The sequence below is a fragment of the Bartonella sp. LJL80 genome (assembly GCF_054871565.1).
On the sequence record NZ_JBTXLM010000002.1, the window covers coordinates 166,221 to 191,483 of the forward strand.

Sequence of the window (25,263 nt, forward strand, 5' to 3'; positions counted from 1 at the left end):
TGAGACGCACCGGCCGGATAGCATCAGGTCGAAAAGCGCTCTAAAGGCTGATATTTATTTGGACTTATGTCGCATTTAGGCTTAATTTGGTCTCAATGACAGTTTAATGATAGTTGCGAAAGCAAAAGGACAGAAAATGGCTAGACTGATTATATATGGTCTGATTTGTGCAGCGGCACTTTATGCCTATCGCGCCTTTAAACGCGAATCGCAGCGTGTCGCCCAGCGTGTAAGACGGGCGGAAGCCGAAAGACAGAATGGGGCCAAGGGCACTTTGGTGCAGGACCCTAAAACCGGAGAATATTACGTCGAGCGTGATTAGACGTGAAGGGACCGGACAAAGGCGTAACGGATCTTGTTACGCCAATTAAAATCAATCTGGCGCTGCATGTTGTCGGGCAGCGGCCAGATGGCTACCACCTTCTTGAAAGTTTGGTGTATTTTAGCCTTGATGGCGATGTTCTAACATATCTTCCCGCACAAACGGACGGTTTTGAAATTGATGGCCCTTATGCCAGCGGGCTGTCAGCTGATGCTGACAATCTGGTCACGCAAGCGCGTCGTCTCTTGGCACATAAATTTCCTGAAAAAGCCCGTCCTTGTCTTCTTAAACTGACGAAAAACCTGCCCATCGCCTCAGGTGTCGGTGGAGGGTCTGGTGATGCCGCTGGTGTTCTTCAATTGTTGGGGCAGCAATGGAAGATAGATTGCGCGCAATCCACTTGGATGGAAATGGCCCTGACATTAGGCGCAGACGTGCCAATGTGCCTTTCTGTGTTACGCAGCCATACGCCGCTTTTTGTGCAAGGTGTCGGCGAGCGTCTGGGAAGACTAGATGATGCGTCATCAATCGCCTTGGTATTGGTCAATCATGGCCAGGAAATTTCAACGCCGGAAATTTTTAAAACGCTGCCGCGAAAAGATAATCCTGCGCTAGACCTTTTGCCCATGAAGTTGGACAGCGTTGACCATCTCATACAGTCTTTGCACAACACGCGTAATGACCTTTATCAACCCGCACTTACGATTGCCCCGGAGCTTGCAAACGTCTTGGCGTCGCTGAACAGGCATCATGCTTTGTTTTCGCGCATGTCCGGTTCTGGTGCCACATGCTTTGGTATCTATGCAGACATATATTCTGCCAAATCGGCGGCTGCCGCAATCCATGCAGAACAGCCGCATTGGTTTGTCAAAGCAGTGGAAACCGTTGGCAGCCGCCCCAAATCATCCAAAGAAGCGAACGCGAAATGAACACCATTGATGAAAACCTGACCTTTCAACCGCTCAATATCGCTGTTTTGACAATATCCGACACACGAAAAACATTGGATGACCGTTCCGGCGACATATTGGAAAAGCGTATCAAAGAAGCCGGACATCATCTGGCCATGCGTGCGATTGTGCGCGACGAGATTGCCGATATCAGGGCACAAGTCCAAGCTTTCGCAGATGATCCGGCAATCCAGATTATCATTACCACGGGCGGTACGGGTTTTACCGGTCGAGATATCACGCCTGAAGCAATCGAACCGTTATTCGAAAAGAAGATGGATGGCTTTTCCGTAATGTTTCATAAAGTATCTTTTGAAACGATCGGCATGGTCACGATCCAGTCACGTGCGACAGCCGGTCTTATCAATTCAACTTTTGTGTTTTGTCTGCCCGGGTCGACGGGGGCATGTAAAGATGCTTGGGACAATATCCTGAAAGGTGAGCTAGACAGCCGTCAGCAGCCGCATAATCTGGTTTTGTTGATGCCAAGGCTGAACGAACGTTAGAGACGCATTATTTTGATAGAAATGGATTGACGAGAGTGAATCCATTTTTGATTGAGGCATGGTTGCACTCTAACTTTTTGTTTTGTCGCATTATCCTGACACAAAAGTCTGTCAACTTTTGTTGGAAATGCGCTAATGGCTTTGTGCGGAAAGCATTTGGACTGGCAAACATATCGGTTTGAGCTTTTTTACCCAAATCGCTTGTTGGTTCTGACTGCTTTTTACGGCAGGCAGCGCGTCTTTGCGCACCAAGAGGCCGGCTGCGGACGGATTGTTCAAACCAAACAACCGACGCCATGATAAAATCCGTTGCGCCGAGATGTTTTGAAAGCATGCCGCTGCGCGTTCGGTTTCGATATGTCGTCTGACAATCTCTTTCCATTGGTCAAGCAATCGGTCGCCGGAATTTAGAAAAAGCAACCAAGGGCCTTTTGCCGATGCGACAATCTCAGATGTATCGGTTTCAATACGGTAGGTGCAGCCGGTATCATCGGCAATTTGCGACAGGTGTGGATGATTGTTTTCCGACCAAAGAACAACTTCACCGATAATGCCGAAGACAGCACCACTTACCAACATGGATAAAGTGTCGGCCAAAGGCGCAATAGTTTCATCACAGTGGATAAGGACGCTGATCATCACTTTTCCATAAATCAATTTTGAGCAAATGACATCTTGATTTTTGTTCTTGTTTTGTTCCGTGCGCAATGGTATTAAGCAAGAAGGATTTTTCTTTTGGATACGGCTGTGATTGATCAGACATTGGTAAAAGCCATGGCGCAAGCCGATGAAGCGGCCTTCGGCGACACAAAAAGCTGCGGTGCGAACCAGCTTATGCGTGATTGCGCCTTGCGCCTGCATGAAGATCGGGTGAAGGGGCGTGGCGCATCGCTTAATCCCGCCGGTCGGTTTGAAACATGTTCGGTGAGCCAATTTGATGATGGCTGGTATAATCTGGATGATATCACACCGTTAAAAACCGATGTTCAGATTGAGAAAGCACGCAGCATCATTACACAAAACCAGTCGCCGGATATTGCTTTTGATCGTTCGATCAATCCCTATCGCGGTTGTGAGCATGGCTGTATTTATTGTTTTGCCCGTCCTTCCCATTCTTATATGGGGCTTTCGGCCGGTGTGGATTTCGAAACAAAATTATTTGCCAAGCCGGATGCTGCAAAGCTTCTTGAACGTGAGCTTTCCAAGCCCGGTTATAAGCCCAAAACAATTGCAATCGGTACCAATACTGATCCCTATCAGCCGATTGAGAAAAAATGGAAAATCATGCGTGAGATATTGGAGGTGCTGGACCGGGCAAACCATCCGGTTGCGATTGTAACCAAGTCTGCGATGGTTGTGCGTGATGTGGATATTCTGGCAAAAATGGCAGAGAGGAAACTGGTGCGTGTCGCGCTATCTGTTACCACACTTGATAGCAGGCTGGCGCGGTCTATGGAACCGCGTGCCGCAACACCGCAACGCCGCCTTTCAGCAATCCGGCAATTGGCTGATGCGGGTGTTTCGGTATCTGTCATGGTTGCGCCGATTGTCCCCGGGCTTAATGATCACGAATTGGAAACAATTTTGGAAACGGCAAAAAAATATGGTGCGGTTGATGCTGGCTATGTCATGCTGCGCCTGCCTTACGAAGTCGCACCATTGTTCAAGGATTGGTTGCTACGCGAATATCCCGACCGTTACCGGCGCGTCATGCAGCTAACCCGCGATATGCGTGGCGGTAAGGATTATGATGCCGATTGGAAAAGCCGCATGACCGGTGATGGCCCTTTTGCGAAACTCATTGCGCGGCGGTTCCGTTTGGCACGTGAAAGATTGGGACTTGGAGAAAATCGGCTGAAAATGTCTTTTGAATCGTTTCAGCCTCCTCTTCCGCAATCCAAGCAGCTGTCATTATTTCCGATTTAGAGCGAGGCCATTTTGTGCTCGGTCATGAACGCTCTTTAAGTTTCTGTTTATTTTAAGTCATTTTCTATTTTCTGGGTTTGGCTTCTGTCATTTATCAGCGCCCACCGACTATTTTTTCCTTCTCATGAATAGTCGGACTTGCGGAAAATCGGTGGTGGTGCGAAAACGTTTCTATGTCTCGTAACACCACCGATTTGCCGTTGTTTTATGAATTGCCTTTACGGCCCGATTTTTCGGCTGAAACGCGCCTTTTGGCTGCGGGCTGCCGTTATGTCGCCGGGGTCGATGAGGTTGGGCGCGGCCCATTGGCAGGGCCAGTGGTGACTGCTGCCGTCATCTTAGATGCAGCGCATATTCCGGCAGGCTTGAATGATTCGAAGAAATTGTCGGCCAAAATGCGTGCAAGACTCTATGAAGAGATTCTGCAAAAAGCCATAGCGGTCTCGATTGCCAGTCTATCAGCTTCGGCGATAGATAGGACGGATATTCGCAAAGCGGCATTGGAGGCCATGCGCCGTTCGGTTGCAGGTCTTGCTATCCAGCCGCAATATGTGCTGGTCGATGGGCGAGATATTCCACCCGGCTTGCCTTGTTCGGCGGATGCTTTGATAAAAGGCGACCAGCGTTCTGTGTCAATCGCAGCAGCCTCCATCATTGCGAAAGTTGTTCGTGACCGGATGATGGAGCGCGCGGGAGTTGTCTATCCCGCTTACGGTTTCGAAAAACATGCGGGTTACGCCACAGTCATTCATCGCACCGCGATTGAACAAGAAGGGCCGGTCAAAGGTTTGCACCGTTATAGTTTTGCCCCGATAAAGGGCCGTTTTACGGTAAATCTGTCATGACGATCGTGCCACTTCATGAAAACTGCATTGAACAGGCAGTGACATTGCTGCACGCCGGATCGGTCGTGGCATTGCCGACTGAAACTGTTTACGGGCTTGCCGGTGACGCAACCAACGGCGATGCGGTAGCTTCCATTTTTGCAGTGAAAGGGCGTCCACAATTTAATCCGCTGATAGCCCATGTCAGTGACATGGCAATGGCGTCGACGATTGTTGATATTGACCCGTTATCGCAAGAATTGATGACGGCATTTTGGCCTGGCCCGTTGACTTTGGTATTGCCTTTGAAACCGGCGCATCCGATCCATCCCCTGACCACTGCGGGGCTTTCAACCTTGGCGATCAGGCAGCCTCAAGGGGTGTTTGCGGAAATCGTCCGCCGTCTCGGCCGTCCGCTTGCTGCGCCAAGTGCCAATCGTTCCGGACGTCTCAGCCCAACATCTGCTGAAGCGGTTTTTGAATCCCTTGGCGCGAGCGTGCCGCTCATCGTCGATGGGGGGGCCGCAATAGTCGGGGTGGAATCAACCATTATCAAGGTGGTCGATGATAAGGTATTTTTGTTGCGGCCCGGCGGTCTGGCTGCCGAAACGATTGAAGAATACATCGGTTTCAGCTTGACGCGAATGGATCAGCGTGCAGCCATTGAGGCACCGGGAATGTTAAAATCGCATTATGCACCTGACGCGCCGGTGCGTTTAAATGTCGGAGAACTTATCTCGGGTGAAGCGCTGTTGGGGTTTGGCCCGCATCGTATTGCCCATGCGGATCAGGCAGTAGCGTTTCTCAATTTAAGCGAAACGGGTGACCTCAAAGAGGCTGCCGCTCATCTTTTTCATTATTTGAAACAACTGGACCTGCCGTCGGTTACACGTATTGCTGTAGAGCCTATTCCGTTTGCAGGTTTGGGCGAAGCCATTAACGACCGCTTGCAAAGGGCAGCTGCGCCAAGGGGGTGAAAGAATGGATAAGAATCTTATCAGCCGTTTTGTTAATATTGTCGGGGCAAAACACGCTTTGATCGATGATGAACTTATTGCTCCCTATCTGACAGAAGAGCGGGGGCTTTATCACGGGCGTACGTCGCTGGTGTTACGGCCTTCTTCCACTCGGCAAGTCTCGGACATAATGAAATTGGCTTTCGAGACGGAAACACCGGTCGTGCCGCAGGGGGGCAATACTGGTCTTGTTGGCGCCCAGCAGCCTGATGAAACATCACAAAGCATCATCATTTCGATGGAGCGGATGAATAAAATACGCTCTATCGATATTGAGGGCAATCTCGCACTGGTGGAAGCCGGCGTCATCCTTCAAACGTTTCAAGCCAAAGCAGAAGAGGCAGGACGCTTTTTTCCCTTATCACTTGGCGCTGAAGGTTCGTGCCAGATCGGCGGTAATCTATCGTCCAATGCAGGGGGAACGGCCGTACTCGCCTATGGTAATACACGCGAACTTTGTCTCGGACTTGAGGTGGTTTTGCCAGATGGACGCATTCTTGATGATCTGCGTTTTGTCAAAAAAGACAATAGCGGCTATGATTTGAAGGATCTGTTTATTGGTGCAGAAGGTACGCTCGGCATCATCACCGCTGCGGTGATGAAATTGTTTCCCAAGCCGCAAGGCAAGGCCGTCGCTTTTGTCGGGTTAAAAAGTCCGCGTCATGCACTTGAGCTTCTGACCTTGGCGCAAAAGCGTGCCGGTTCGATGTTGACCGGCTTTGAGCTTATGGCGCGGATAGGCATGCAGATGACGCTGCAATATGCCCCGCAGATAAGGGCGCCGCTGACACAAGACCATGCTTGGTATGTTTTGATCGATCTTTCATCCGCCCATAGCGATGGTGAGGCGCAAACAATTCTTGAAAGCATTCTTGAAACTGCATTCGAGCAAACGCTGATCGAGGATGCAGCCATTGCGCAATCAATATCACAGCAAACAGATTTCTGGCGCTTGCGGGAAGATATGTCACCCGCCCAAAAACGCGAAGGCGGCTCGATCAAACATGATATTTCCGTGCCGGTTTCCTCTATACCGGATTTCATCGCTGAGGCTGCAGAGATCGTTGAGAGTATTGCGCCCGGTGCGCGTATTGTCTGTTTTGGCCATATGGGCGATGGCAACCTGCATTATAACGTATCGCAGCCCATTGGTGCGGATAAACAGACCTATCTCAATCTCTGGCCGATGATGAACCATCATATCCATACCTTGGTCATGCGTTATCATGGGGCATTTTCAGCCGAACATGGAATAGGACAGTTAAAGCGTGATGAGCTCATTGCATTTAAATCTCCCGTCGCCATTGCCATGATGAGAGGGATTAAGCAGCTTTTTGATCCCAAAAACATCATGAACCCCGGAAAAATCCTGTAAATATTGGTGAATATTGCCTTAAAGCGGCGTTTGCAATTCAATAACCAATAAACAAACCAAGAGTTTCTTAACCTAACCTTTTAACAAAGCGATTAGTAAAGCAGGTTAAGGTGGCCCCATGGTAACAGGAGCATTGGGGACAATTTTTATGGCCAATCAATGGGCTAATCAAGCAAAAGCAGGGCTGGAACTTCGTCTGGATCCCTGTCATCTACCACAGAACGTCGCATTTGTTGCACCCAAAACCGGTCATGCCATGGTGTGTTCGCTTAACGAGCGAGGGGCTTCGTTAACAGCGGATGACGCACTCGGGCAGTCTGGTTTATCGCGTTTGGTGCCAGCACACCATTTCAAAGGGGTAGCGGCACGTGCTGTTGAAACGGCATCGGGACATAAGGCCGTATCGCTCGAGCTACTCCATGAGGACAGCGAGGCTTGCATCCCGCTTCTGGTTTCACGCGATCTTGACGACGTGCTTCTAGATTGGCGCCTATGGGCTGATACTTATGATTTGCCGATGTTGCTGGTGAATGAGGAAGGCAATGCCATACCCGTTCGCGAGCGCTCACCTTTACAGCATTTCTTTGGCAAAAGCCCGCGCGAAGAGTTCCAGAAAAGTTTTCTTCTGCGTTGCCGTGGACGCTCTCTGGGCTTACGCCTCGTGATCGCCAATCAGGTTATGTTGGGTTAATAGTATTTTCATCCATAGAGCAGAATTTGCGGACATAGCGCAGCTCATCGCCGTCGAGAAATCGGCGGCGCAAATCTATCGGGCGGTGCCTGATTATGCGTGGATTGCGGAAGCAGCCGGTTTGGATGAACAAGCACATAATCACTTTATCGCTGAAGGTTTAGAGTGGGTTTGCCTCATTGACAGCCATATTATCGGATTTCTTGCTGCACAAAAATTTTCCCTGCGGTTGCATATCGTTGAATTATCGGTCGCTGCATCTTGCCAAAGGCGCGGCGCTGCCTCTGAATTGTTGGCATATGTCGAAGATTACGCATCGGACGAAGGATTTCACACGCTAAGTTTGACAACGTTTCGTGACGTTGCATTTTCGCGCAACCTCTATGAAAAGCACGGATTTCGCGTAAATGAAAATGACGACATCCAAATACCGGACAGGGAAAACCTGCTTTCCCACTTTCCCCGCATTTCGATGCTCAAAGGGCTTTCTTAAAACATGATGGCGGAAGATAACACCAGATCTGACTTTAGCCATGAAGCCTTTGGTCAGGATGTAGAACCCATGCAGCTCAAAAGATTCTTCCTTTTATATTTGTTGCGAACGTTCAAGATCGGTCGGTTCCTGAAATCAACATTGTTTATGACTTTAATAATGTTCGGTTTGATCCTGGTTAGTTTTTATCTGTTGAACAATTTCAGTCTGAGCGGCGTGGATCCTGTGGTCTTTATAACCACTTTTCTGATCGTATTTGCAGCAAGCTTTTCAGCCAATGGCTTTCTCCTATTTTTTATTCTTCCTGCACAAAACCTGAATGCGCGAAACGAGGACCGTTTTCTGCCCTGTGAATTACGATATCGTTGGAATGATGAAGCCATTGAGATAAGCGGCAAGTATCAAGAAACCTTATATCTTTGGGACGAAATGTTGGAAATAAGGGAGTTCGATAAGTTCTTCGCCTTAAAAGTCACTGCGACGAAACTTGTCGTGCTTCCAAAATCTACATTTGACAATCCACAGATAGAAAGCTTACGAGCTATTGCTGCCCGGAGGAAATAGATGACACGGCAACTGGTTTTCAAACTGGATGAAAAAGAGGCGGTTGATGCATTGAAGGCGCATTACCGGCTCAATACCCTTACGGGGAGAGTATTCCTGCGTCTATTTCTGCTTTGGTTGGTTTGTACGCTGCTTTTTTCAGGCATTCTTATTGCTATTGAGGGCGAGAATTGGTTCCACTACTGGGGTAATGCTCTGTTCAAAATTGCCGGTGTCTATGCGATGATCATACTGGCAATTTGGGCGTTGAACTATTTCGTCTTTATTCCGCACACGGCGCGTCGCGTTGTCAAAGGTGACAAGCAGATCGGGCTTCAACAAACTTGGATATGGGATGATCAGGCGGTAGCAATCCGCAGTTCCTATATAAAAGGCACGTATCCGTTCCGCCTGTTTTATAATTGGCGTGAATACCCCGAATTTATCGCGCTGTATATTTCAGCGCAAAAATTCAATATTTTGCCCAAACACGTCATGACTGACGAACAATTGGATGATCTAAGAACCATTTTTACAAGAGAGATCATCCGCCGCGACAAGCGCTGAAAACCTGCCAGCCATACGCTTTGGAACGGATGGAAAAGCTCAAGCGTCTTCCCGTTCAACTGCGCGCCAGCCGATGTCGCGACGGCAAAAGCCTTGTGGCCAGTCAATCATATCAACCGCGGCATAAGCCTTTTCCTGTGCCAGTTTGACGGTTTTCCCGATTGAGGTCACATTTAGAACACGACCGCCATTGGCAACAACTTCGCCGTTCTTGATCGTTGTTCCGGCATGGAACACCTTAACGTCAGGCAGGCTTTCTGCTTGGTCAATATTGCGGATGATGCTGCCTTTTTCAGGCTTGTCTGGATAGCCTTCAGCGGCAAGTACAATGGTCAATGCTTTTTCATCGGACCATTCAGGCTTTTGCCCGGCGAGCTTGCCATCCGCGCAGGCCATGAGCAAAGGCAACAAATCGCTTTTCAACCGCATCATCAAAACCTGACATTCAGGGTCACCAAAACGCACATTGAATTCGATCAATTCCGGTCCTTTATCGGTAATCATCAGGCCGACAAACAACACACCGCTAAACGGTGCACCTATGGCTTTCATACCACGCATTGTCGGTTCAACAATTTCAGACATCGTGCGGGCAACGATTTCGTCAGTCATGACGGGAGCAGGTGAATAAGCCCCCATGCCGCCGGTATTGGCTCCCGTATCGCCATCGCCCACCCGTTTATGGTCTTGAGCGGTGCCAAAAGGTATGGCCGCCTCACCATCACAAAGGCAGAAAAAGCTTGCCTCTTCACCGGCAAGATATGCTTCCACAACAACTTCTACGCCAGCCGCGCCAAAAGCGCCCTCAAAACAGGCATCGACCGCATCCAGCGCTTCTTCAACGCTCATCGCCACGACAACACCCTTGCCGGCGGCTAATCCATCGGCCTTGACGACAATGGGTGCGCCTTGCTCGCGAATATAAGCCTTTGCTTTGGGCGCATTGTTAAAGCGCTGATAGGCTCCCGTTGGAATGTTATTATTGCGGCATAGATCCTTGGTAAATCCTTTTGATCCCTCAAGCTGTGCTGCTTTTTCACTCGGGCCGAACACTTTTATGCCTGCTGCGCGCAGATGATCGGCAAGGCCCGCAACAAGCGGCGCCTCAGGCCCGACGACCACAAGATCGATGGCGTTATTTTTGCAAAATGCAATCACATCTTGCTGATTGCCAATATCAAGATCAACATTTTTAGCCAGTGTCGCTGTTCCAGGGTTTCCGGGGGCACAATAGAGCTTTTTGAGAAGGGGTGAGGCACTCATTTTCCACGCCAATGCATGTTCGCGTCCGCCCGAACCGATAAGAAGAACGTTCATTGCTTGCTCCTGTCGTCGAAGATGAGTAAATCAGATGCACTGTCATAGAAATGAAATGCCTTCGCTTCAAGGTAAAAGGTGGTCCGATCAGATGAAAAACACCAGAAATCTCGCCGCATCGCAAGCGGATATGGAGTCAGGCGTCCAAAAGCGCGGCACCCAGGGGCGCGTTATGGATGCGCCTTCGAACCATTGGGTTTACCGTTTTTTGCCACGTGTACTCTGGCCCTATGCCCAATTGGCACGTTGGGACCGCCCAATAGGCTGGAAATTACTGATGTGGCCGTGTTTCTGGTCAGTACCGATGGCATTTTCCGCTCATGCTGCATCGGAACTTGCTGTAAAACCCGGTTTGGCTCTCGCTATTTGGTATCTGTTTTTATTCTGGATCGGTGCTATGGCCATGCGTGGTGCAGGCTGCACTTGGAATGATCTGGTCGATCATAAAATCGACGATATGGTGGAACGGACACGATCACGCCCACTTCCTTCAGGTCAGGTTACCCGTTTTCAGGCCAAAGCATTTATGATCTTGCAATGCCTGATAGGCCTGTTGGTTTTGCTGCAATTCAATCTTTTCAGCATCGTGTTGGGTATATCATCCTTGGCGATTGTGGCGCTTTATCCGTTTATGAAACGGGTGACCGATTGGCCGCAATTCTTTTTGGGACTGGCATTTAATTGGGGCGCACTGATGGGGTGGGCGGCTGTATTTGGCCGTCTGGATTGGGCGCCGGTTTTGCTTTATGTCGGCGCTGTTTTGTGGACAATCGGTTATGACACGATTTATGCCCATCAGGACAAGGAAGATGACGCGATTGTTGGCGTGCGCTCGACCGCGCGGCTTTTCGGCGAGAAAACCGAACTGGCATTGGTCTTGCTCTATAGCGGTTTTCTCATTCTTGCTGCTATGGCATTCTATTGTGCCGGTGTGCCTTGGATTGCTTATTTTGGCCTTGTGGCGGCGGCAATCCATATGCTGGTACAAATCAAGATCATTGATATTGATAATGACGGGCAGTGCTTGCAATTGTTTAAATCAAATTCGACCGTTGGCGCACTAATTTTCTTAGGCTTAACGGCGGGCGCTGTATGGGGCATGTTTTAAAGGAGTTCACGAAAAGTGTGAAACGCACCCGCAGGATAAGAATTGCGGGAAAACAGCGGATTAGACAATGTCGATGATCCGATATCAGGAAAATTTGCTCGAGCCGGTTGGCAATCGGGTATTTCTTAAAAAGACTGAATGGCTTTTTCTTTCGGAAAATACGCAAGAAAAAATTTGAGAGTGAATCCACACTTCTATCGAAAACGGATTCACTCTGATGTGTTTTTAGAGCGCTTTTCGACCTGATTTCATCAGGCTGGCGCGTCTCAAGCTTGCGATCTGTCGCGGTATCTTATCCGATTGATAAACCACATCAATCGGGAACCGCTCTAGGTCTTGATCCTAGGGATAGAGTCGCTGCGTTTGCCAGATATCGCTTTGGTGATCATCTCGGGTAAATTGTACCCGGTCATGTAAGCGGAACGGCCGGTCGTGCCAGAATTCGATGGACACAGGTCGAATGCGGAAACCCGACCAATAGGGGGGGCGTGGGATGGCACCTATCGCATAACGGGCGGTATATTCAGCAACAGCTTTTTCCAAAGAAAAGCGGCTTTCCAGTGGGCGTGACTGTTTCGATGCCCAAGCGCCTATTCGGCTTCCACGGGCGCGGGATTGATAATAGGCATCCGCTTCTTCGTCGCTGACCACCTCTACCAGACCACGAACACGCACTTGTCGGCGCAGTGATTTCCAATGAAAACACAACGCTGCTTTCATCGAGCCCAAAATTTCCTGTCCTTTTTGACTCTCAAAGTTTGTATAAAAAACAAAGCCTTGCGCATCAAAGCCTTTTAGCAAAACCATGCGAACATCCGGTAAACCGTCCTTATCCACCGTGGCAACCGCCATTGCGTTCGGATCGTTTATTTCGCTTGCGGTTGCATCTTTCAGCCAGTCGGCAAAAAGCGCAAATGGTTCCTGTGCCTGGCTGAAGTCACCGCTTGTTAACGCTTTGTCTGTCATAATGCACCTGAATGTGTGTATTGCGTAAAATAACGTGTCGTCAAACTGCCCAACCGACACAGAAAAAGACTGGTATGAAAGCCTTTTCTCTTCCGAAAAGCCGGTTCGGTTCTCTATTCATTTTTGTCACGATCGTTTTGCCAATGCAAGGCTGTATCGTTGCCGGTTTCAAGGCCGATAAGGCCGATGCATCATTTAAACCGGATGCCTCCATTGTTACCGGTTCAATAGCGCCGACACCACAAGCCACGGTAAGCCCGGTGCAACAGTCAGATCAACTTGTGGTTCGCGATAAGATCAGCACACTCAATAAAGGCGAAATTGGAGCAGCCTCATTCAATTGGGAAAATGCTGTGACGGGAAGTGAAGGTGTGATTAGCCAGATTGCAGAGCGTAAAGCCAATGGGCGCTTATGCCGCAGTTTTCAGACCACACGCGCGGCCTATGACGGCGTTAATCTCTATCAAGGACAAGTTTGCCAAGTCGCTGATGATGTCTGGACGATGACCGCTTTCGATCTTGTGCAATAAGTCGTTCAAAATACATAAAAAAATCGAAGATCATCTGGTATTTTTTATTCGTGATAGGCATATAATGGGTAACCTGAAGCATGTTCTCGCAAAAGTGGCTAGGCTTTTGCGGTGAAAACATGCGGAAATTTGAACAGTTGAGGCATATGTTCGTGGACACTATAAATCACAATATGCTTTGCTGGCCTGCTTGATGAAGCGGGATGGAAATTTGCATTAAGCTGTACCATTGCTGTTTTGACACGCATGGACAACTGGAAAGAGGATAAATATGCGCGATCCCTATACGGTTCTCGGTGTGGCGCGCACCGCCAAACCGCAAGAGATTAAATCTGCATTTAGAAAATTGGCCAAACAATATCATCCTGATCACAATAAGGATGATGTGAAGGCAAAGGAAAAGTTTTCGGAAATCAACCAAGCCTATGAAATCATAGGCGATAAAGACAAAAAAGCCCAGTTTGACCGCGGCGAGATCGACGCGGAAGGAAAGCCTGTGTTTCAAGGCTATGGCGGCGGTGGCGGTCAAGGCTTTTCAGGTGGCCAAAGCCCTTTCGGCAATGGCGGTGAGCATTTCGACTTCCGTTCATCGGGCGGGGCCGGTGGCTTTGATGCCAGTGATATCTTCCGGGATCTTTTCGGTGGTGGCAACAAAGGCGGGTTTTCCGGCTTTGGCAATCGCGGGCGGGCAGAACCCCCACAACAAGGGGCTGATATCAAAGCTACGCTTTCTGTTTCATTGGAACAAATAGTCGGTGCCGATAAGGTTGAGGCTGTGTTCCCCAATGGTAAAAAGCTGAAGATAAAATTGCCCGCTTTTGTAGAAGATGGGCAGACGATCCGTCTTAAAGGGCAGGGCGAAGCTGTATCACGCGGAACACCGGGTGATGCCATGGTGACAATCCACATCAAAAAACATCCGCGTTTTCAAGTGGAAGGACGGGCTTTGCATCTCGATCTCCCGGTTGCTCTCAAGGATGCTGTTTTGGGCGCAAAGGAAGAAGTGGAAACCTTGGAAGGCCGTATCGCTCTGACAGTGCCGGCATGGTCTAGTTCCGACCGTGTTTTGCGGCTGAAAGGCAAGGGCTTGCCGTTGAAAAGCGGCGGCCGCGATGATCTGTTTGTTCATGTGCGTATCATGTTGCCTGAAGGCGGGGATGCGGCTTTGGAACAATTTTTCAAAGCACAGGCTTAAGCGGCTAGTTGAAGGGGGGCGTGAAGATGATTGGTTTAGCGACCAGAAACATCATAGGCACGCTCCTTCTCACATTATGCACTGCGATGCCGGCATGGGCGCAAAATTTCCAAAAAGGCGATATCGTTGTTGAAAGCCCTTGGTCGCAGGCAACGCCACCAATGTCGACGGTCGGTTCCGGTTATATGCTGATCCGCAATCTCGGTTTTGACGATGACGCGCTGATATCGGTGACGTCACCGGTTTCAGATCGCACAGAGTTTACCGAGAAAACGCCTAAAACCGGCAATCAACATCGGGTAAAGGGGCCAATCATCGTTCCATCGAATGGTGATGTTGAATTCGGGCCCGATGGTATCCACATCACATTTCATAATCTTAAAGAGCCCCTGCTTGAGGGCGAGATGATTCCGGCGGTTTTGCATTTCACAAGGTCTGGTGATGTTGCAGTGACATTTGTTATCGAACCTGCAAATGATGAACAGAATATGGATTCATCCCGTTCGCGCTATTAAGGGCAATGCGGGTAAAACGCTGCGTTTTATGCAGCGCATGTCGCCTCATTGCTTCGCGCAATAGCGAGCTCGTCCCATAATGTGTCCAGCGCATTGACCAGCTGTTCCATCATGTGATCATCATGAAACGGTGTTGCGGTGATCCTTAAACGTTCTGTACCTCGGGCAACCGTTGGGTAGTTGATCGGTTGAATATAAATGCCAAACCGCTCAAGCAATATCGTACTTAGCTTCCGGCACAAATCCGGTTCACCAACCATCACCGGCACGATATGGGAGGGGGCGTGAATGTAGGGCAAACACTTGTTGTGCAACATGGATTTTAATTTTTTGGCTCTTTCTTGGTGGCGCTGACGTAGTTTTTTACCATTTTCACCGCGCAGATCTTTGATACTTGCCAATGCACCGGCAGTAATTGATGGCGGCAGAGACGTTGTAAAGATAAAGCCGGAGGCATTGCTGCGCACCATGTCAATCAATGTGCGATTGGCGGCGATATAGCCGCCCATGCAGCCAAACGCCTTACCCAGAGTTGCCTGTATAATATCGATGTCATTAGCAACGCCCAATTGCTCCGCAACACCGGCACCAGTTTCACCATACATTCCGACGGCGTGAACCTCATCCAGATAGGTTAGCGCACCATAACGTTTTGCCAGAGTGATGATTTCGACAATCTTTCCAAAATCGCCATCCATCGAATACACGCTTTCAAAAGCGATAAGCTTCGGGGTGTCGAGCGGATATTGTTTTAATAGCTGTTCAAGATGGTCAAGGTCATTATGGCGGAAGATATGCTTGGCTGCTCCACTATGGCGAATGCCTTCAATCATCGAGGCGTGATTTTTTTCATCAGAAAATATAATGCAGTTAGGGAGAGCTTTGGTGACTGTTGAGATCGCCGCATCATTGGCAACATAACCGGATGAAAATAATAAAGCGGCATCCTTACCATGTAATGCTGCCAATTCCTGCTCCAGCAGGATATGATAATGTGTATTGCCCGATATATTGCGTGTGCCGCCAGCACCGGCGCCGGAGGTTTTCACCGCGTTGCAAATTGCGTCAACGACTACGGGATTGCAGCCTTGGCCGAGATAATCATTTGAACACCAAATCGTAACGGTTTTTTCTTTTCCTTCGTCATCGAAGAAAGTTGCCTGCGGAAAGGACGTTATATTGCGTTGCAAGTCTGCAAATACACGATAGCGTCCTTCTTTTTGCACCGCTTTGATATTGTCTTCAAATGCTTTGTCATAGTCAAACATGACGGATATCTTCTTTACCGGTTTTCGTGATGTTACGCTGTGTGTCAGCCTTGGGCCTTCAATAGCCGGGCCACATCACGCGCGAAATATGTGATGATAATGCTCGCTCCCGCGCGCTTGATGACGGTGAGGGATTCGATCATGGCAGATTGCTCATCCAAGGCGCCGGCACGGGCGGCAAATTTAATCGCCGCATATTCACCGCTCACCTGATAGGCAGCAATCGGCAGAGTGGTTTGGGCTTCAATATCTGCGATAATGTCGAGCGACGTACCGGCCGGTTTGATCATCAGGAAATCAGCACCCTCCTGTTCGTCGGCAAAGGATTCGCGTAGCGCCTCACGTCGGTTGGCAATGTCCATCTGATAGGTCTTCCGGTCGCCCTTCAAGGTCGAACCAGCCGCTTCGCGGAATGGACCATAAAAACTCGAAGCAAATTTTGCCGAGTAAGCCATAATTGGCACTTGGTGGTAGCCATGTGCGTCGAGGGCGCAGCGTATGGCCTGGATTTGGCCATCCATCATTGCAGACGGCGCAACAATATCAGCGCCAGCACGTGCGCAAACAACCGCCTGTAGGCCGAGATTTTCGATCGTTGCATCATTATCCAGATGGTCGTGATGAAAAACGCCGCAATGGCCATGCGTTGTATATTCACAAAAACAGTTATCTGAAATGACCAGCATTTCGGGGACAGCATTTTTAGCCGTACGGATCATGCGGGCAAGAAGGCCATCTTCACGCAAGCTGTCGCTTCCGGTATCATCCTTATGCTTGGATACGCCGAAAAGCAGGATAGCCCTGATGCCTTCACGGTAAAGTGTACGGACATGTTCATCCAGTTTTTTTTCAGGAATACGCGAGACACCGGGAAGGGCAGCAACGGGTATCTCTTCCTCAATTTCTTCTTCAACAAAAATCGGATAGATCAGCGTATCAAGATCAAGTTTCGTTTCATTGACCAAAGCCCGCAATTGGGGCGTACGACGCAAGCGACGCATACGGGTTACAGGAAACATGGCATTCTCCAGACGAAAGACGGATGGAATAACAACAACCGTTTCGATGGTTCAAGTTTCAAATGGGTTATAGGCTAAGCTTACACAACGCAAACTATAGAATCATCAATAAAAAACGCAACCGGTTTGCTGATGAAACGAGATGTTAATCGCAAAAGCCGCTTTTTCCTTGTATAGAAAGGGTGCTTTTTGGTGCAAAACAAACCAATTGCTTGAAGAAAAACCATAGCTATGTCATAGGGCAAGCTGAAAAGATTGATTTAAAGCAATAAAGAGGCAATGCCAATGGCTGACAGTAATGGTTTGTTGCGCGGCAAGCGTGGTTTGATCCTGGGTCTGGCGAATAATCGTTCAATAGCATGGGGGATTGCCAAGGCTGCCTCTGCTGCAGGTGCGGAACTGGCTTTCACCTATCAGGGTGAAGCAATGAAAAAACGTGTGGAGCCTCTGGCCGAAGAGCTCGGCGGTTTTGTCTGCGGCCATTGCGATGTCACAGATGGTGCGTCGATTGATGCGGTTTTTGCAGAAATCGAAAAGAAGTGGGGCAAGTTGGACTTTCTTGTTCATGCGATTGGCTTTTCGGACAAAGACGAGCTTACGGGCCGTTATGTCGATACAACAGAAGCCAATTTCAACATGACAATGAATATTTCGGTTTATTCATTGACGGCTGTGACCCAACGGGCAGAAAAATTGATGACCGATGGTGGCTCTGTTTTGACGCTGACCTATTACGGCGCTGAAAAAGTCATGCCCAATTACAATGTCATGGGTGTTGCAAAGGCTGCTTTGGAAGCCAGTGTGAAATATCTGGCGGTAGACCTTGGGCCAAAGAAAATCCGCGTTAACGCGGTTTCTGCCGGCCCTATCAAGACGCTAGCCGCTTCGGGTATCGGTGACTTCCGTTACATTCTGAAGTGGAATGAGTATAATGCACCGCTGCGTCGGACTGTAACCATTGACGAAGTTGGCGATTCAGCACTTTACTTCCTGTCTGATTTGTCGCGTTCTGTCACCGGTGAAGTGCATCACGTCGATTCAGGCTATCATGTGATCGGCATGAAGGCCGTCGATGCTCCGGATATGTCAGTTATAAAGGATTAATATCGTGTCGAAACGCCCGCTTATTTATTTTTCTCGTCATGGTCAGACGGATTGGAATGTCAGCAGGCGTATTCAAGGGCAGATTGATCGTGATATTACCGAGGTTGGCCGCGGGCAGGCGGCACGCAATGGACGCTTGCTGAAAGAGCTCATAGGCGAAGCCAAGGGCTTTGACTTTGTAGCAAGTCCGCTACGCCGTACGCGCGAAACCATGGATATTATCCGTACCCAAATGAGCTTGGACGTACCGGCTTATCGCACGGATCCGCAGTTGATGGAGCTGCATTTCGGTGATTGGCAGGGCTATACCGAAGATGAAATTGCAGAATTGCATCCCGATCAGATCGAAGCCCGCATCAAAGATAAATGGAATTTTGTCCCCCCGGGCGTAAAGGCGGAAAGCTATGCCATGCTTGCCAAACGCATCAAGGCTTGGGTTGATGCCGTTCAGGGCGATACGGTTTGTGTCACACATGGCGGATGCCTGCGTTCCATCTTGCACGTCTATGGCGGATTAAGCGAGGTGGAGGCAGCCAATATTTCGATAGAGCAAGATCGTATTCTGCGTTTCGACCAGCATGGTCTCGAATGGCTTTAAGATAAAGCGTCTAGCCAAAAGTGGAGATCGCATCCGCAAGTTAAACCGTTGACAGGATTGTTTAATATCCTTGCTTCTATCGCGTTAAAACAGATACTAGATGCATGTAAAGTGAATGAAATGAACAGCACCATGCATGAGATGCCGGCCGGATTACCGGACCGATTTTAAAAAAAAATAGCCCGCTTACGGCGGGCTTTTTTATTTGATTAACGTAGGTGCCGTGTCGGATCAGCTATCCTGTGGTTCAATATCCGTTACGTAGCGGTTGGCACCCTGTGCATCATAAAAAACTATTACCTTCATGCCTTCATTCAGCACCGAATAGTCAAACTCACCCGGTAAGCTATAGGTTTTTCCATTATCCAGAACGATGGTGTTTGCGTTTTCATCAATTGAGGTAATGGTGCCTTCCGCATCTTCAGCGCTGGCGAGAGCAGGGAAAAGGAATGCCATTACACAGCCAATGAGAGCCAATTTTCTCATATTCAGGGCCCTTTCAAATAAATCGATTTCGATGATTCATGCCATGGAATTGTGTCGAAACGATAGCCAATGGTCAACCGAAAACACTGTCATCCACCGGTTGTAAAACATTAGCAGGCTTTTTATCCATAGTATTCGACTGTGCAGAGACCATTTTGGCAAGGCCCAGAAAGAATTGGGCAGACAACCCGTCTCCATGCGTCGCAAAAACCTTAACGGTGGAACCACACCGCCTGACCTCTCTCTCCTAACCGGCTAAAAATTTTTGCACCGACGCAGTGAATTCAGGAGTTGTCACCGCGCCCGAGACCAATTGCAAAGCTTCGGTGCCAAGAAAGCCTATGGAAAACATCTATTATCAATCAAAATTGTTATGTTCTTTGATCTGGCTGTTTGACCAAGACACAAAAGGTCAATAAAACTTTATGAAAATAGCAAGACAGAATAGGCGCTTTTGATGTCGCATAATACTTTTGGACAATTGTTCCGCGTAACCACTTGGGGCGAGAGCCATGGCCCGGCGCTTGGATGCGTGATCGATGGTTGCCCGCCCGGTATTGTCTTTAGCGTAGCCGAAGTACAAGCCTATCTGGATAAGCGCAAGCCCGGCCAGTCCAAATATACGACTCAGCGTCGCGAGCCTGATCAGGTGAAAATCCTGTCAGGCGTTCTTCCATGTGACGATGATGCAAATCTTGTGACAACTGGAACACCTATATCCATGATGATCGAAAATACCGATCAACGTTCCAAGGATTATGGTGAAATTGCCCGCCAATATCGACCGGGGCATGCGGACTACACCTATGATGTCAAATATGGCATCAGGGATTATCGTGGTGGTGGCCGTTCATCGGCGCGTGAAACAGCCGCACGGGTGGCAGCAGGTGCCATTGCGCGTAAAATTGTTCCACATCTGGTTGTGCGCGCCGCTGTGACCGCCATTGGCCCGCTCGACATTGACCGCAGTCGTTGGGACTGGGATGAGGTCGAGCGCAATCCGTTTTTCACACCCGATCCTGTCGCGGCAGAACAGTTCGCAACCTATATGGATGGTTTGCGCAAAGCTGGCTCTTCCGTCGGGGCCATCGTCGAGGTGGTCGCAGAAAATGTACCGGCAGGTCTTGGTGCGCCAATTTATGGCAAGCTTGATCAGGATATCGCTTCGCTGCTCATGTCCATCAATGCCGTCAAAGCAGTCGAAATCGGCGAAGGATTTAACGCCGCCCGTTTGACGGGTGAAGAAAATGCCGATGAAATGCGTATGGGTAACGATGGAAGCCCCATTTTTCTTAGTAACCATGCAGGCGGTATCCTTGGTGGTATCTCTAGCGGACAGCCGATTATAGCGCGCTTTGCCGTCAAGCCGACGTCATCGATCCTTACGCCGCGCCATTCCATTGATGCTGATGGCAATAATGTCGATGTGGTGACCAAAGGGCGGCACGATCCCTGTGTGGGTATAAGGGCTGTACCGGTTGGTGAAGCGATGGTTGCTTGCGCCCTTGCCGATCATTATCTCAGACATAGGGGCCAGACAGGCCGGATTTGAAAGGAATACCATGACGTATAACCAGAAATCGGTTGTGGATGCCATACGCGCATTTGAACGTGGTGAAATTGTTGTCGTTACCGACGATGATGGGCGTGAAAATGAAGGTGATCTTATTGTGGCAGCGGTGCATTGCACACCAGAAAAGATGGCTTTTATAGTGCGTAACACATCGGGAATCGTGTGTGCGCCCATGCCGAAAGAAGAAGCCAAACGGCTGAACCTTGCGCCGATGGTTGCGGATAACGACTCGGCCCACCATACGGCTTTCACCGTAACGGTGGATTTCAGGCACGGCACAACAACGGGCATTTCTGCAGAAGACCGTACATTGACGGTGCGCAATCTTGCCAACCCGAATGTCAGTGGTGCAGACTTTGTGCGTCCGGGGCATATCTTTCCATTGATTGCGCGTGAAGGCGGAGTTTTGATGCGTTCGGGCCATACAGAAGCGGCTGTGGACTTATGTAAGCTTGCCAACCTGCCACCCATCGGCGTTATTGGTGAGCTGGTTAATGACGACGGAACGGTCAAACACGGCCCGGAAGTTACAGGGTTTGCGGCTGAACACGATTTGCATGTTGTGACTGTGGCAGATCTCATTGCTTATCGTCAGCGCAAGGAAACGCTGATCGAGCATGTGGATGAAATGCAAATTGAAACCTGCGCAGGACCGGCTGTCGCCCATAGCTATCAGCTGCCATGGGAGCCGATGCAGCATGTTGCGGTAGTCCTGGGGGATATTCGTGATGGAGAAAACATTCCTGTCCGCCTGCATCGTGAAAATGTCATCCATGACGTCTTCGGAAAAACGCAGGATGTCGAATCCATCTTGCGCCTCATGGTTGAAAAGGAAAAACGTGGCGTATTCGTTTATCTGCGCGAAGGTTCAGTCGGGGTAGGCCATCAGGGTGATATGCGTAATCGCGAAATGTCCATGGAAGGGCTCGAAACCCATGAACAGGCAGTTCAACGTGAAGAAGAATGGCGCCAGATTGGTTTGGGCGCGCAAATTCTCAAACATCTGGGTATCAGTTCTGTCATCCTCTATGCATCGCGCGAGCGCCATTATGTCGGCTTAGAAGGCTTTGGCATTCGTATTGCCAGAACAGATATTTTATGAGGGTCTTATGACACAGGAAACAGAAAATAACGACATTGCAGCCATGAGTTTCGAACAGGCGCTTGAACAATTGGAGCGCATTGTCGAAAATCTTGAACGCGGTGATGTCGCACTCGAACAGTCCATTCGCATCTATGAGCGTGGGGAAGCGTTGAAAAAGCATTGCGATACGTTGTTGAAGGCAGCGGAAAACAAGGTTGAAAAAATACGTCTTTCGCGTGAAGGACGCCCCGAAGGTGTTGAACCGCTTGATGCTGAATAGAAGAGAGCTGGTTGCTCTGTGTCTGTTTAGCAATAAGTGATGGCATAGAGTGCAGGGCTGTTCGTAGCCCTCGAGGCCGATACATCTGTCACAACCGCATTGATAGCGTGAAGAGAGGTTCGTATTGTCGATCGCGGTGGTGTTTTAGAAAAAATACTTGATCAGGTAAGGGCCGCCACCCCAAACAATTGTCCAGGCTGCTGCGCCGATGATATTGGCGCAAAGAAATTTTGGAAATGCCATACCGCCTGATCCGGCAATGAGACCGTTCAATTGACGTAGAATAACAATGAAGCGGGCAGTCACAACGAAAAAGAACCCACGTTTGTTAAGCATGTCTTGGAAATGCTCGAGACGTTCCGGTGTTAGTTTCACCCAATGCCCATAACGCAGAAGCAGTTTTTTCCCGCCGAAACGACCAATCGCATATCCCGTGCAATCACCCAAAACGCTTCCAACGAACGCGCAAATCAGCATGGTTGGCAGATTTAATTTTCCAGCCGCTGCCATGAGCGAGCCAACGATAAGGCCGCTTTCGCCCGGTACTGGCGCACCGAGTGATTCCAGAAATAACACAAAGAAATAGGCAAAAGCGCCATATTGCTCGATCAGATGTTCAATCATGTTTCAAAAAGTTCTTTTTTCGCGTGGCCGATTGGCGTCTAAAAGCTATAAGTGTCATGCAACGTTTGGGTTGCTGCAATGTCCTTATCACGGTGTAAAAAATAACATAAGGGCGTTTATTAATCGATCTGTTGCATGTGCAATACGGCTTTGTAATGCTTTCGGTGGGGGTGTCGTCGAAGTTTACCACATACCGCAGGGACACAAAAACAGCTTCAATCTGCTTGGTTCCAAAGCTCAATCGGGTATCCCTCCGCTTTTCGCTTTCCTTCGCGAACCTCTTTACGGTTTATGGTGCCATATCGTTTAAATGAGTAGGTCCTGACGCTGGTACGCATTTATCATCATATTTTGATGGAACTCTTATCACCTTTTACTGTTTTTTTTTAATAAAAGGTGCAAACTGGCTTCAAAAGCTGTAAACAACTGCGAATGTCTTGATAAGTTAAGGAAATTATTTTGTCCCGACCATCAACACCCTTGTTGGATCGTGTGCATTTGCCGCAGGATTTGCGCGCATTGCCTGAAAGCGATCTGGTGCAACTCGCCGATGAACTTCGTGCTGAAACCATTGATGCGGTTTCGGTTACGGGCGGTCATTTGGGGGCGGGATTGGGTGTTGTCGAACTGACAGTTGCGTTGCATTATGTTTTCAATACGCCGGACGATCGCATTATATGGGATGTGGGACATCAGGCCTATCCGCATAAGATTTTAACGGGACGCCGTGATAAAATCCGCACCTTACGTCAGGAAGGCGGACTATCAGGCTTTACCAAACGCAGCGAAAGCACCTACGACCCGTTTGGTGCCGGCCACTCGTCCACATCAATTTCGGCTGGTTTGGGCATGGCTGTCGCCAGCGCGCTCAAGCACGAAAACAAACGTAATGTCATTGCGGTCATTGGCGATGGTTCGATGTCGGCGGGTATGGCTTATGAAGCCATGAACAATGCCGGTGCTTTGGATGCACGACTGATTGTTATTTTGAACGATAATGACATGTCAATTGCACCGCCAACCGGCGCGATGAGCGCTTATCTCGCTCGCCTTGTTTCCAGTCCTGCCTATCGCAGTCTGCGCGAAAGAGCCAAAGCCCTAAGCAAGAAATTGCCGAAATTCTTCTGGGATAAAGCGCGCCGTTCTGAAGAGTTTGCTCGTGGCTTCCTCACCGGTGGCACATTGTTTGAAGAACTTGGATTTTACTATGTCGGGCCTATCGATGGGCATAATCTCGACCATCTTTTGCCGGTGTTAAAAAATGTGCGCGAACATCCTGATGGGCCGGTGCTCCTTCACGTGGTCACCCGTAAAGGAAAAGGCTACGCCCCTGCGGAAGCGGCAAGCGACAAATATCACGGTGTTAATCGTTTCGACGTTATCACCGGAAAGCAGGTCAAGGCGCAAAGCAATGCACCTTCCTACACCAAGGTATTTGCCAAAGCGTTGATTGAGGAAGCCAGTCATGACGACAAGATTGTCGGCGTTACAGCAGCGATGCCAACCGGCACAGGGCTTGATTCATTTGTCGAAAAATTTCCGGGTCGAATGTTTGATGTCGGCATTGCCGAGCAGCACGCGGTTACATTTGCGGCGGGTATGGCCTGCGAGGGCTATAAACCCTTTGTCGCCATCTATTCAACATTTTTGCAACGCGGCTATGACCAGATTGTCCACGATGTTTCAATCCAAAATCTTCCGGTGCGTTTCGCCATAGACCGGGCGGGCTTTGTCGGTGCCGATGGTTCCACCCATGCGGGAAGCTTTGACACGGGATTCCTTGTTTCACTGCCTGGTTTCGTGGTTATGGCACCTTCAGATGAAGCAGAGTTGATGCATATGGTACGCACGGCTGCCGCTTACGATCAGGGGCCAATATCATTCCGCTATCCGCGCGGTGAAGGCGTTGGCATGGATTTGCCCAAACGCGGTGAACTTTTGGAAATCGGTAAAGGTCGCATTCTGCGCGAGGGCAGCAAGGTGGCATTAATCGGTTTTGGAACGAGGCTGCAGGAAGCCTTGGCGGCTGCGGACGAATTGGCTGCCGCAGGCTTGTCAACTACCGTTGCAGACGCGCGCTTTGCCAAGCCGTTGGATGAAGATCTTATTCGCCGTCTAGCTCGCGAACACGAGGTTTTGGTTACGATTGAGGAAGGCGCCCAGGGTGGTTTTGGCGCGCAGGTTTTACAGTTTCTCGCCAAGGACGGTCTGCTCGATCGTGGCTTGAAAATTCGGACGCTGACATTGCCGGATGAATATTTACATCATGGCCCGCAAGACAAGGTTTTGTCACAAATCGGGCTGGACCGTCGCGGTATCGTCAATACTGTTTTCACTGCACTAGGCCGCGAAGCGCAGGTTGCGCCGCAAATACGGGCCTGAT

The 25,263-nt window shown here is 49.4% G+C and carries 28 protein-coding genes; 21 read left to right on the top strand and 7 right to left on the bottom strand.

Annotated features, from left to right (window positions below):
* The first annotated feature begins 136 nt into the window (after nt 1-136).
* The 3 genes from ACYSNS_RS04995 to moaB are packed head-to-tail and all read left to right on the top strand — an operon-like array spanning nt 137 to nt 1,778.
* A complete protein-coding gene (locus ACYSNS_RS04995) occupies nt 137-322 on the top strand; it encodes a hypothetical protein (RefSeq protein ID WP_461722048.1) in 186 nt (61 codons plus the stop codon).
* A gap of 2 nt (nt 323-324) precedes the next feature.
* Entirely contained in the window at nt 325-1,251 is a 927-nt protein-coding gene (locus ACYSNS_RS05000; protein ID WP_461722049.1) for a 4-(cytidine 5'-diphospho)-2-C-methyl-D-erythritol kinase, read from the top strand.
* Nucleotides 1,248-1,778, top strand: a complete 531-nt coding sequence (moaB, locus tag ACYSNS_RS05005; RefSeq protein ID WP_461722050.1) for a molybdenum cofactor biosynthesis protein B — start codon at nt 1,248-1,250, stop codon at nt 1,776-1,778. The genes ACYSNS_RS05000 and moaB overlap by 4 nt, the downstream gene beginning before the upstream one ends.
* Nucleotides 1,779-1,910: 132 nt before the next feature.
* Here moaB and ACYSNS_RS05010 read toward each other — a convergent pair whose 3' ends face one another.
* A complete protein-coding gene (locus ACYSNS_RS05010; protein WP_461722051.1) occupies nt 1,911-2,417 on the bottom strand; it encodes a hypothetical protein in 507 nt (168 codons plus the stop codon).
* 135 nt (nt 2,418-2,552) lie between these two features.
* Between ACYSNS_RS05010 and ACYSNS_RS05015 the strand changes: the two genes are divergently transcribed.
* From ACYSNS_RS05015 to ACYSNS_RS05050, 8 genes are all read left to right on the top strand, one after another.
* Nucleotides 2,553-3,704 carry a PA0069 family radical SAM protein gene (locus ACYSNS_RS05015; RefSeq protein ID WP_461722389.1) on the top strand — a complete coding sequence of 384 codons (1,152 nt, stop codon included), beginning with the start codon at nt 2,553-2,555 and terminating at the stop codon, nt 3,702-3,704.
* A 173-nt stretch (nt 3,705-3,877) separates the two neighbouring features.
* Nucleotides 3,878-4,549: a ribonuclease HII gene (locus tag ACYSNS_RS05020; RefSeq protein ID WP_461722052.1), complete on the top strand. Its 672-nt coding sequence runs from the start codon at nt 3,878-3,880 to the stop codon at nt 4,547-4,549.
* Entirely contained in the window at nt 4,546-5,505 is a 960-nt protein-coding gene (locus tag ACYSNS_RS05025; protein ID WP_461722053.1) for an L-threonylcarbamoyladenylate synthase, read from the top strand. The genes ACYSNS_RS05020 and ACYSNS_RS05025 overlap by 4 nt, the downstream gene beginning before the upstream one ends.
* Before the next feature lie 4 nt (nt 5,506-5,509).
* The gene (locus ACYSNS_RS05030) at nt 5,510-6,919 is read left to right on the top strand and encodes an FAD-binding oxidoreductase (protein ID WP_461722054.1); all 1,410 of its coding nucleotides are present in this window, start codon (nt 5,510-5,512) and stop codon (nt 6,917-6,919) included.
* A gap of 148 nt (nt 6,920-7,067) precedes the next feature.
* A complete protein-coding gene (locus ACYSNS_RS05035; protein ID WP_461722390.1) occupies nt 7,068-7,610 on the top strand; it encodes a DUF6101 family protein in 543 nt (180 codons plus the stop codon).
* An 85-nt stretch (nt 7,611-7,695) separates the two neighbouring features.
* Nucleotides 7,696-8,103, top strand: coding sequence for a GNAT family N-acetyltransferase (locus tag ACYSNS_RS05040; protein ID WP_461722055.1), 408 nt, complete (start codon nt 7,696-7,698; stop codon nt 8,101-8,103).
* A 3-nt stretch (nt 8,104-8,106) separates the two neighbouring features.
* Nucleotides 8,107-8,667, top strand: a complete 561-nt coding sequence (locus tag ACYSNS_RS05045; RefSeq protein ID WP_461722056.1) for a YcxB family protein — start codon at nt 8,107-8,109, stop codon at nt 8,665-8,667.
* Nucleotides 8,668-9,213, top strand: a complete 546-nt coding sequence (locus ACYSNS_RS05050; RefSeq protein ID WP_461722057.1) for a YcxB family protein — start codon at nt 8,668-8,670, stop codon at nt 9,211-9,213.
* A gap of 39 nt (nt 9,214-9,252) precedes the next feature.
* Here ACYSNS_RS05050 and purD read toward each other — a convergent pair whose 3' ends face one another.
* The gene (gene purD / locus ACYSNS_RS05055) at nt 9,253-10,530 is read right to left on the bottom strand and encodes a phosphoribosylamine--glycine ligase (protein WP_461722058.1); all 1,278 of its coding nucleotides are present in this window, start codon (nt 10,528-10,530) and stop codon (nt 9,253-9,255) included.
* 91 nt (nt 10,531-10,621) lie between these two features.
* On the opposite strand from purD, the gene ubiA reads away from it, so the two are divergent.
* Nucleotides 10,622-11,638, top strand: coding sequence for a 4-hydroxybenzoate octaprenyltransferase (gene ubiA / locus ACYSNS_RS05060; protein ID WP_461722059.1), 1,017 nt, complete (start codon nt 10,622-10,624; stop codon nt 11,636-11,638).
* 342 nt (nt 11,639-11,980) lie between these two features.
* On the opposite strand, the gene pdxH is transcribed toward ubiA, so the two are convergent.
* Nucleotides 11,981-12,604 carry a pyridoxamine 5'-phosphate oxidase gene (gene pdxH, locus ACYSNS_RS05065; RefSeq protein ID WP_461722060.1) on the bottom strand — a complete coding sequence of 208 codons (624 nt, stop codon included), beginning with the start codon at nt 12,602-12,604 and terminating at the stop codon, nt 11,981-11,983.
* An 11-nt stretch (nt 12,605-12,615) separates the two neighbouring features.
* Between pdxH and ACYSNS_RS05070 the strand changes: the two genes are divergently transcribed.
* The 3 genes from ACYSNS_RS05070 to ACYSNS_RS05080 all read left to right on the top strand — a co-directional run bounded on the left by ACYSNS_RS05070 (nt 12,616) and on the right by ACYSNS_RS05080 (nt 14,844).
* Nucleotides 12,616-13,134, top strand: coding sequence for an RT0821/Lpp0805 family surface protein (locus ACYSNS_RS05070; RefSeq protein WP_461722061.1), 519 nt, complete (start codon nt 12,616-12,618; stop codon nt 13,132-13,134).
* 271 nt (nt 13,135-13,405) lie between these two features.
* On the top strand, nt 13,406-14,329 hold the full coding sequence (locus ACYSNS_RS05075) for a DnaJ C-terminal domain-containing protein (RefSeq protein ID WP_461722062.1): 924 nt from the start codon (nt 13,406-13,408) through the stop codon (nt 14,327-14,329).
* Between the two features lie 26 nt (nt 14,330-14,355).
* Nucleotides 14,356-14,844, top strand: a complete 489-nt coding sequence (locus ACYSNS_RS05080; RefSeq protein ID WP_461722063.1) for a copper chaperone PCu(A)C — start codon at nt 14,356-14,358, stop codon at nt 14,842-14,844.
* 26 nt (nt 14,845-14,870) lie between these two features.
* On the opposite strand, the gene hemA is transcribed toward ACYSNS_RS05080, so the two are convergent.
* Together hemA and hemB are read right to left on the bottom strand one after the other, a co-directional pair.
* On the bottom strand, nt 14,871-16,112 hold the full coding sequence (hemA, locus tag ACYSNS_RS05085) for a 5-aminolevulinate synthase (protein WP_461722064.1): 1,242 nt from the start codon (nt 16,110-16,112) through the stop codon (nt 14,871-14,873).
* Nucleotides 16,113-16,156: 44 nt separating this feature from the next.
* Nucleotides 16,157-17,131, bottom strand: a complete 975-nt coding sequence (hemB, locus tag ACYSNS_RS05090) for a porphobilinogen synthase (protein ID WP_461722065.1) — start codon at nt 17,129-17,131, stop codon at nt 16,157-16,159.
* 285 nt (nt 17,132-17,416) lie between these two features.
* Here hemB and fabI point away from each other — a divergent pair, with 285 nt between their 5' ends.
* Nucleotides 17,417-18,235 carry an enoyl-ACP reductase FabI gene (gene fabI / locus ACYSNS_RS05095; RefSeq protein WP_461722066.1) on the top strand — a complete coding sequence of 273 codons (819 nt, stop codon included), beginning with the start codon at nt 17,417-17,419 and terminating at the stop codon, nt 18,233-18,235.
* Nucleotides 18,236-18,239: 4 nt separating this feature from the next.
* Nucleotides 18,240-18,833 carry a histidine phosphatase family protein gene (locus ACYSNS_RS05100; protein WP_461722067.1) on the top strand — a complete coding sequence of 198 codons (594 nt, stop codon included), beginning with the start codon at nt 18,240-18,242 and terminating at the stop codon, nt 18,831-18,833.
* A 231-nt stretch (nt 18,834-19,064) separates the two neighbouring features.
* Here the strand turns inward: ACYSNS_RS05100 and ACYSNS_RS05105 are convergent, their stop codons facing one another.
* On the bottom strand, nt 19,065-19,319 hold the full coding sequence (locus ACYSNS_RS05105) for a DUF1344 domain-containing protein (protein ID WP_461722068.1): 255 nt from the start codon (nt 19,317-19,319) through the stop codon (nt 19,065-19,067).
* 457 nt (nt 19,320-19,776) lie between these two features.
* On the opposite strand from ACYSNS_RS05105, the gene aroC reads away from it, so the two are divergent.
* Genes aroC through ACYSNS_RS05120 form a run of 3 tightly spaced genes read left to right on the top strand, consistent with a single transcriptional unit; the run spans nt 19,777 to nt 22,256 of the window.
* Nucleotides 19,777-20,871 (top strand): chorismate synthase, encoded by a 1,095-nt coding sequence (gene aroC / locus ACYSNS_RS05110; protein WP_461722069.1) that lies wholly within the window; start codon nt 19,777-19,779, stop codon nt 20,869-20,871.
* A gap of 10 nt (nt 20,872-20,881) precedes the next feature.
* A complete protein-coding gene (gene ribB, locus ACYSNS_RS05115; RefSeq protein ID WP_461722070.1) occupies nt 20,882-21,994 on the top strand; it encodes a 3,4-dihydroxy-2-butanone-4-phosphate synthase in 1,113 nt (370 codons plus the stop codon).
* Nucleotides 21,995-22,001: 7 nt separating this feature from the next.
* Complete coding sequence (locus tag ACYSNS_RS05120; protein WP_461722071.1) at nt 22,002-22,256, top strand: exodeoxyribonuclease VII small subunit; 255 nt, start codon at nt 22,002-22,004, stop codon at nt 22,254-22,256.
* Between the two features lie 144 nt (nt 22,257-22,400).
* Here ACYSNS_RS05120 and ACYSNS_RS05125 read toward each other — a convergent pair whose 3' ends face one another.
* Nucleotides 22,401-22,880, bottom strand: coding sequence for a DedA family protein (locus ACYSNS_RS05125; RefSeq protein ID WP_461722072.1), 480 nt, complete (start codon nt 22,878-22,880; stop codon nt 22,401-22,403).
* A 459-nt stretch (nt 22,881-23,339) separates the two neighbouring features.
* Here ACYSNS_RS05125 and dxs point away from each other — a divergent pair, with 459 nt between their 5' ends.
* Nucleotides 23,340-25,262: a 1-deoxy-D-xylulose-5-phosphate synthase gene (dxs, locus tag ACYSNS_RS05130; protein WP_461722073.1), complete on the top strand. Its 1,923-nt coding sequence runs from the start codon at nt 23,340-23,342 to the stop codon at nt 25,260-25,262.
* Nucleotide 25,263 lies beyond the last annotated feature (1 nt).